Below are 4,775 nucleotides of genomic sequence, written 5' to 3'. Positions count from 1 at the left end.
GTGGTGGGTCTGAATGATCGCATCACGCCGCCCGGCATCGCGCGGGCGACGGCGCGCAATCTCACTGGCCAGGTGGATTATCAGGAACTGCCGGGCGCGCCGCACTGGCTGTTCTGGGGTGAATTGGAGACCCAAGTTGCGGCGATGGTGGTCGATTGGCTGAAAACGCTCAGCTGATTTCCCGGTTGAAGGCCGAGGCGCTTACCCAAGGCTTTGCCGACATCGGCATCACCACGGCCGATGCGATCCCCGAAGCAGGGGCGCGGCTGAAGGCTTGGCTGGCCGATGGCTGCCACGGCGACATGATCTGGATGCCGGAACGCGCCGACGAACGCGCGTCGCCGAAGGGTCTGTGGCCGGATGTGAAGAGCGTGATCATGCTTGGCACCAGCTATGCACCGCCGCTCGATCCGTTGCGGCTGGCGGGGCAGGGCGATGCGGGTGTGATCTCCGTCTATGCCTGGAACCGCGATTATCACGACCTAATCAAGAAGCGGTTGAAGGCCCTGGCGCGCTGGCTGGTGGCGGAAGCGGGCGGCGAACTGAAGGTGTTTGTCGATACCGCGCCGGTGATGGAAAAGCCGCTGGCGGCCGCCGCCGGGCTGGGCTGGCAGGGCAAGCACACCAATCTGGTCAGCCGCCAGCATGGTTCGTGGCTGTTCCTCGGTGCAATCTACACCACGCTCGATCTGGCGGCGGACGAACCGCATGCGGACCGTTGCGGCAGTTGCGCCCGTTGCCAGACGGCGTGCCCGACACAGGCCTTCCCGGCGCCCTATCGCCTCGATGCGCGGCGCTGCCTGGCGTATCTCACCATCGAGCACAAAGGCCCGATCCCCGAAGAGTTCCGGGCACCGATGGCCAACCGCATCTATGGCTGTGATGATTGCCTGGCCGTCTGCCCGTGGAACCGATTTGCCAAGGCGACGGAGGAACCGGCCTTCCTGCCGCGCGCTGAACTGACCGCGCCGAAACTGGCCGATCTGCTCGGGCTTGACGATGCCGCGTTCCGGGCGCTCTTTTCCGGTTCGGCGATCAAGCGCATCGGGGTCAACCGCTTCATTCGCAATTGCCTCTATGCGGCCGGTAACAGCGGCGAGGGCGCACTGATTCCGGCGGTGCGGGCGCATCTGGGCAGCGATGATCCGGTGGTGGCCGATGCCGCCCGCTGGGCGCTGGAACGATTGGAGTCTGCATGAGCATCCCGACTGGAACCGCCCGCCTCGCCGCGCTGCAGATCGGCAGCCGGACGACGACCGCCGAAACACTGGCGGCGCTGATGGCGCGGCGGGACGAGTTGAAGGCGGCGAACCCCGATCTGCTGGTGCTTCCGGAAGCCCTGTTGGGCGGCTATCCGAAGGGCGCGGATTTCGGCGTGCGGCTGGGTTATCGCACGCCGGCTGGGCGTGATGCGTTCCTGCGGTATTGGGAACAGGCGATTGACCTGGATGGGCCCGAAGTGCTGGCGCTGGCCGATCTTGCAGCCGATCTTGGCTGCACGATGATTGTCGGCGCCATCGTCCGCGACGGGGCCACTCTGTATTGCACCGCGCTGCACTTCGATCCCGATGGCCGGCTGGCCGGGCACCGCCGCAAGCTGATGCCGACGGCCGCCGAGCGGCTGGTGTGGGGTATGGGCGATGGCAGCGACGTGCGCGCGTTTGACAGCCCGGTTGGCAAGATCGGCGCGGTGATATGCTGGGAGAATTTCATGCCCAATCTGCGCGCCGCGCTCTACGAACAGGGCGTGACCATCTGGGCAGCGCCCACGGTGGATGAACGGCCGCAGTGGGAGGTAGCCATGCGCCACATCGCGCATGAAGGGCGCTGTTTCGTGGTTTCGGCCTGCCAGTGGCTGGGGCCGACGCAGACCGCGCTGGGCGATCCGATCACCCTGGTGGACCGGCCTGCCGATGCGCCGATTATTGCCGGTGGCAGCGTGATCGTCTCGCCCATGGGCGAGGTGCTGGCCGGGCCGCTGCGCGGCGGGGAAGGGCTGATCACGGCCGAGGTGGACCTGCTCGACATCGTGCGCGCCCGTTTCGATTTCGATGCCGCCGGCCATTATGCCCGGCCCGACATCTTCCGGCTGGACGTGACGCGCCCGGCGCGCTGAAACTGCGGCTGAGGAGAAATACGCATGACCGATTCCCTGTTCATCGGCCTGTCGGATCAGGATGCCCCGCAATCCCTGGTGCTGAAACGCGCCAACCGCCACGGGCTGATCGCCGGCGCGACCGGCACCGGCAAGACCGTCACACTGCAGGGTCTGGCCGAAGGCTTTGCCCGCGCCGGCGTGCCGGTGTTCCTGGCCGATGTGAAGGGCGATATCGCCGGCATGGCCAAGGCGGGCAGCGAGGCGGCCGGCTGGACGGCCAAGCGCGCCATGGAAATGAAGATGGAAGATTACAACTGGGAATCGATGCCGGTCGTGTTCTGGGATCTGTTTGGTGAACAGGGCCACCCCATCCGCACCACGATTTCCGAAATGGGGCCGCTGCTGCTGTCCCGGTTGATGGGCCTGAACGACACGCAGGAAGGCGTGCTCACCATCGCCTTCCGCTATGCCGATGAGAATGATCTGCTGCTGCTCGATCTGGAAGATCTGCAGGCAATGCTGGCCTGGTGTGCCGACAATGCCGCCGAGCTGTCGAGCAAGTACGGCAATGTGACCAAGGCCAGCGTCGGTTCGATTCAGCGCCAGTTGCTCACGCTCGACAGCCAAGGCGGCGCGGCGTTTTTCGGCGAGCCTGGCTTCGATATCACCGATTTCATCGCGCTGGATGGCAAGGGCCGTGGCCGGGTGAATATCCTGGCGGCCGACAAGTTGATGAACAGCCCGCGCCTGTATGCGACCTTCCTGCTGTGGCTGCTGTCAGAACTGTTCGAGACGCTGCCCGAGGTGGGCGACCCCGAAAAGCCGAAGCTGGTGTTCTTCTTTGACGAAGCGCACCTGCTGTTTGATGAGGCGCCCGACGCGCTGATGGACAAGGTGGAACAGGTGGTGCGCCTGATCCGATCGAAGGGCGTGGGCGTCTATTTCGTCACCCAGAACCCGATTGATATCCCGGAAAAGGTGGCCGGCCAGTTGGGCAACCGGGTGCAGCATGCCCTGCGCGCCTTCACGCCGCGCGACGCCAGGGCGATCAAGAGCGCATCGGAGACCTTCCGGCCCAATCCGCGCCTGGATGTGGCCGCGGTCATCACCGAGATGAAAGTGGGCGAGGCGCTGGTCTCCACCCTCATGCCCGATGGCGCGCCGTCACCCGTGGAGCGCACCCGCATCGCGCCGCCGCGCAGCCGCGTTGGCCCGCTGACGCCGGGCGAGCGCATGGACGTGATCAACGCTTCGCCCTACGCCGGCAAATATGAGGAGCGTATCGACCGCGATTCCGCCGCCGAACTTCTGGTTATGAAACGCGAGGAACAGGCCGGCCAAGCCGAAGCCGAGAAGGCCGCTGCGCTGCAGGCCAAGCTGGACGCGCAAGCCGCCAAGGAAGAGGCGAAGCTGGACGCCCAGGCCGCCAAGGAGGCCGCCCGGCTGGCTGCCCAGCGCGAGCGTGATGCCGCCCGGCTGGAAGCCGCCCGTGTGCGTGCCGCCGCCCGGCCGAGCACGACCGACAAGGTGATTGAATCGGTGGCGCGATCAGCGGCCACCAGCATTGGCCGACAATTGGCCGGCAGCGTGGGCAAGAGCCTTGTCCGCGGGATTTTGGGGAGCCTGTTCAAATGACGACGACACGCCGCTGGTTGCTGAAATCCCGTCCGGTCGGGACACTGAAAGACAGTGATTTCGATCTCGTAACCGTGCCGCTGCCGGAGGTGGGCGAGGGGCAATTCCTCGTTCGGCTCACCCATTTCTCCTTCGATCCCACCCAGCGCGGCTGGCTGGGCGGCGATACCTATCTGCCGGCGGTGCCGATCGGCGGCGTGGTGCGCGCCGGCGGCATCGGCGAAGTGGTGGCGAGCAGCCACCCGAATTTTGCCGTGGGTGATGTGGTGCAGGGCACGTTCGGCTGGCAGGAACATGCGCTGAGCGACGGCATGACGGAAACCGGCCCGGTGACGAAACTGCGCGCCGGCATCACGCCGGAACAGGCGCTGGGCGTGTTCGGGGTGACAGGGCTGACAGCGTGGTTCGGCCTTACCGAGATCGGCCAGCCCAAGCCGGGCGACACGGTGCTGGTATCGGGCGCCGCCGGGGCAACCGGCAGCGTGGTGGTGCAGGTGGCCAAGGCGCTGGGCTGCACCGTGATCGGCATTGCCGGCGGGCCGGAAAAGTGCCGCTGGGTGGTGGAGCAGGCCGGTGCGGACGCCTGCATCGATTATCGCGCCGGCAACGTTGCCCGCCAGATCCGCGAACATGCCCGCAAGGGCGTGAATGTGGTGTTTGAAAATGTTGGCGGCGAGATCCTAGACGCGGCGCTGGCCAATCTGGCGCTGAACGCGCGGGTGGTGCTGTGCGGCGGCATTTCCAGTTACAACGATACCGCCGAGGATCGCTCACCGGGCCTACGCAACTACATGAACCTCACCGTGATGCGCGGTCGGATGGAGGGCTTCATCATCCTCGATTTCGCCAAGCGTTATGGCGAGGGCGTGGCCGCGCTGTCGAAGCTGATGGCCGAAGGCAAACTGAAGACCGCCGAGGACGTGGCGCACGGGTTCGAGAATTGCCCGTCGACGCTGCGGCGGCTGTTCGAGGGCAAGAATTTCGGCAAGCAGCTGCTGAAGGTTTGAAGCAATACGTCACCCCAGCGAAAGCCGGGCCCATC

The 4,775-nt window shown here is 65.9% G+C and carries 4 protein-coding genes; all 4 read left to right on the top strand.

Translation table 11 applies throughout. The features are described from left to right. Window positions 1-155: 155 nt before the first annotated feature. From queG to RT662_RS06705, 4 genes are read left to right on the top strand one after another with little or no spacing between them, the layout of a single operon-like run. On the top strand, window positions 156-1,199 hold the full coding sequence (queG, locus tag RT662_RS06720) for a tRNA epoxyqueuosine(34) reductase QueG (protein WP_313669938.1): 1,044 nt from the start codon (window positions 156-158) through the stop codon (window positions 1,197-1,199). Next, on the top strand, window positions 1,196-2,116 hold the full coding sequence (locus RT662_RS06715; protein ID WP_313669936.1) for a carbon-nitrogen hydrolase family protein: 921 nt from the start codon (window positions 1,196-1,198) through the stop codon (window positions 2,114-2,116). Before queG ends, RT662_RS06715 begins: the two co-directional genes overlap by 4 nt. A gap of 24 nt (window positions 2,117-2,140) precedes the next feature. Further along, complete coding sequence (locus RT662_RS06710) at window positions 2,141-3,733, top strand: helicase HerA-like domain-containing protein (RefSeq protein WP_313669935.1); 1,593 nt, start codon at window positions 2,141-2,143, stop codon at window positions 3,731-3,733. Beyond that, window positions 3,730-4,740 carry an NADP-dependent oxidoreductase gene (locus tag RT662_RS06705; protein ID WP_313669934.1) on the top strand — a complete coding sequence of 337 codons (1,011 nt, stop codon included), beginning with the start codon at window positions 3,730-3,732 and terminating at the stop codon, window positions 4,738-4,740. The genes RT662_RS06710 and RT662_RS06705 overlap by 4 nt, the downstream gene beginning before the upstream one ends. Window positions 4,741-4,775: the final 35 nt, after the last annotated feature.

Origin of the sequence: Sandarakinorhabdus sp., assembly GCF_032115815.1 — a bacterium.
GTDB lineage: Bacteria > Pseudomonadota > Alphaproteobacteria > Sphingomonadales > Sphingomonadaceae > Sandarakinorhabdus.
The sequence above is the reverse complement of the archived record's forward strand: the minus strand, read 5'-3'. Positions and strand labels throughout refer to the sequence as shown.

Excerpts from the sequence above, each read along its gene's own strand:
- RT662_RS06705 (WP_313669934.1), top strand. The coding sequence starts at position 3,730 with ATGACGACGACACGCCGCTGGTTGCTGAAATCCCGTCCGGTCGGGACA.
- RT662_RS06715 (WP_313669936.1), top strand. The coding sequence starts at position 1,196 with ATGAGCATCCCGACTGGAACCGCCCGCCTCGCCGCGCTGCAGATCGGC.
- RT662_RS06710 (WP_313669935.1), top strand. The coding sequence starts at position 2,141 with ATGACCGATTCCCTGTTCATCGGCCTGTCGGATCAGGATGCCCCGCAA.